The sequence below is a fragment of the Novosphingobium sp. 11B genome (assembly GCF_054589055.1).
Genome location: NZ_BAAILP010000077.1, coordinates 1 through 2,936 on the forward strand (window position 1 = coordinate 1; position 2,936 = coordinate 2,936).

Genomic DNA, 2,936 nt, shown 5'->3' on the forward strand with positions numbered 1-2,936 from the left:
CGCTGGCCGGGAACAACCCACCTATCGGCGGGGCACCCGGCCAGTCCCAGCCTGAAGGCAGCCACCGGTCCCGGATCGAGTCCGGGACGACGAATTGGGAGATCCCATGAACCGCGTATCCGGCAAAGTCGCCCTCATCACCGGCGGAGCCTCCGGCCTCGGCGCTGCCGACGCCCGGCTGCTGGCGGCGGAAGGCGCGAAAGTCGTCATCACCGACCTGCAGGCCGACCTCGGCCGCGAGGTCGCCGCATCCATCCCGGACGTCCTGTTCCTCGAACACGACGTGCGCGACGAGGCGCAGTGGCAGGACGTGGTAGCGGAGACCATCGCCCGCTTCGGCAGGCTCGACGTGTTGGTGAACAATGCAGGGCTGGTGCGCTTCGGCAATGTCGAGGACTGCGATCTCGACATCTTTCGCCTGCAGATGCAGGTCATGGTCGAGGGGTGCTTCCTAGGCTGCAAGAGCGCCATCCCCCACATGACCAAGGGAGGCGGCGGCTCGATCGTCAATGTCGCTTCGGTCGCCGCGCTCAAGGGGATCAGCGCGATCCCCGCCTACAGCGCGGCCAAGGCGGGCATCATAGCGCTCACCCGCAGCGTCGCGGTGCATTGCCGGGAGCAGGGCTACGCGATCCGCTGCAACGCCATCGCGCCGGGCGCGCACGATACGCCGATGACGCGGCAGGCTTTGGATCAATTGCCGCAGGACAATGCCGGGCTTGATCAGGTTCAGGCTCACGGACAGGGCCGGCCGGAGGACGTCGCGAACCTGGTCCTGTTCCTCGCGTCCGAGGAATCGCGGCAGATCACCGGCACCCATATCGTCATCGACAACGGGGAGACGGTGGGATGAACATCTCCGAAGTCGCCGACCGGCAGGCCATCGCCAACGTCCTCGCCCAGCACAGCCGGGGCGTGGACCGTGCCGATGCCGGGCTTTTGGCGGACTGCTACCACCCCGACGGCACCGTCGATTATCGCTTCTACGACGGTCCCGCGGCCGAGTTCGCGGCGATCCTCGCGGGCGCGCAGAAGGCGGGGCCGGTCACCCTCCACCGCACCGCGCAGATGTGGATCGAGACGCAGGGCGATATGGCATGGTCGGAAAGCTACATCATGGCCTACGCCTCCAGCGCCGGAGAGGCTGGACCCGCCACCCAGCACCTGATCTGCGGCCGCTACCTCGACCGGCACGAACGCCGCGACGGGCGGTGGCGGATGAATCATCGCACCTACGTGCTCGACACCAGCGTCAACTGGACCGGCGGTCTGCCCCTGCCCGGCCTCGGCCCGCTGGCGAGTCATCTTCCCACCGGCGGACACGGCAGCGCCGATGCCGGAATCGCGCTGCTCGCACAGGCCCGCGCCCGCAATACGACGAGAGGAATCCGACCGATGATGCATGACGACGCTAAGATCGACGCGGTGATCTCGCGCCAGGAGATCGCCGACCTGACGATGGCCTATTGCCGCGGTGTGGACCGCGCCGATGCAGATTTGCTGGCCAGCGTGTTCCACCCCGAAAGCACCGTCGTCAGCGGCGACTTCAACGGCAATGGCCGAACGTTCGCCACCGAGATCTGCGCGCTTGTGGAGGCTACCTACGAGCAGACCTTCCACTCGATCGCCAACCAGTGGATCGAGATCGAAGGCCATGGCGCAGTGGGCGAGACGTACGTGATCGCCGTCTCCACCTCGCGCGGCGATGAGAAGACCGACACCCTGACCGGCGGCCGCTACATCGACCGCTTCGAGCGCCGCGATGGCCGCTGGGCCATTGCCGAGCGGACTTTCGTGCTCGACTGGCTGCGCGCCGAACCCAGCACCCGCGACATGACCGGTGGCATGTACGCCGCGCTCGACCTGCACGGCACGCGCGGGAAATCAGACCCGGTCTATTCTTTCGCGCGGGGCTGACCGGACCGTCGTTTCGGCCAGTTGCCCCCCTTGCTCGCGCGGCGCAGGGCGCGTGCCTGCATCCGAGCAGCGCCAATGAAACGATGGAGAGAGACGAACCGTGGATGCTACCCGACTGGACGGCGCGATCGCGCTGGTTACCGGCGTCAGCGGCGATATCGGTGCGGCGGTCTGCGATCTGCTCGAAGCGCGGGGCGCAACGGTCGTGCGCTCCGACTTACGCGCGCCATCGGGTGGCGCAGGCGAGTTCCTCGCCCTCGACGTCACCAGCGAGGCAAGCTGGACCGATACTCTTGCCGCCATCGAGAGGCGCCACGGCGCTCTCGACGTGCTCGTGAACAATGCTGGCATCGCGCCGATGGAACGGATCGACGCCATGCCACTGGAAGACTGGCGCCGCTGCCAGCAGGTCAACGTCGAGGGGGTGTTCCTCGGTCTCAAGCTGGCCTCGCCGCTGCTCGCCCGCAGCGGCAGCCGTCGGCCGGGCGGTGCCTCGGTGGTCAACTTGTGTTCGGGCGCTTCGGACCGGCCCGCCGCCTTCAGCGCAGCCTATTGTGCGAGCAAGGCGGCAGCACGGATGCTCACCCGCGCCGCCGCAGTGGAGTTCGCCGCGCTCAAAATGCCGATCCGCGTCAACTCAGTGCATCCTGGCGTGGTCGTGTCCGCGATGATGGATGACATTCTTGCCACCTACTCGCGGATCACCGGCGGCACCCCGGTCGAGACGCTACGCGCGGGCGTCGCCGCCGGCAACCCGATGGGCCGCTTCGTGTAGCCGGCCGAAGTGGCCGAAGCCGTCGCATTCATGGCCTCCAGCGCCGCCCGTTACGTCCACGGCGATGCGATCCACGTCGACGGCGGATACGCCGCAGCGTGACAACTGGTTGGTTGTCGTTGTTTAACAGGTTGCGGAAAAAGGCTCTTTCCTTGAACCGCTTGAGGTGATTCAGACGCCTTCAACTGAGGTTGAAGGATTTGAGATGCGGGGCGGCGATTACCGGAGCGAAGGGTTGTTTTCC

General features: G+C 66.9%; 2 protein-coding genes and 1 pseudogene. All 3 read left to right on the forward strand.

The features are described from left to right. Window positions 1-106: 106 nt before the first annotated feature. The 3 genes and pseudogenes from ACYPYD_RS06835 to ACYPYD_RS06845 all read left to right on the forward strand — a co-directional run bounded on the left by ACYPYD_RS06835 (window position 107) and on the right by ACYPYD_RS06845 (window position 2,794). Window positions 107-853 carry an SDR family oxidoreductase gene (locus ACYPYD_RS06835; RefSeq protein ID WP_459662572.1) on the forward strand — a complete coding sequence of 249 codons (747 nt, stop codon included), beginning with the start codon at window positions 107-109 and terminating at the stop codon, window positions 851-853. Then, on the forward strand, window positions 850-1,917 hold the full coding sequence (locus ACYPYD_RS06840; protein ID WP_459662573.1) for a nuclear transport factor 2 family protein: 1,068 nt from the start codon (window positions 850-852) through the stop codon (window positions 1,915-1,917). Before ACYPYD_RS06835 ends, ACYPYD_RS06840 begins: the two co-directional genes overlap by 4 nt. Before the next feature lie 100 nt (window positions 1,918-2,017). Beyond that, window positions 2,018-2,794: pseudogene (locus ACYPYD_RS06845) on the forward strand (SDR family NAD(P)-dependent oxidoreductase). Window positions 2,795-2,936 lie beyond the last annotated feature (142 nt).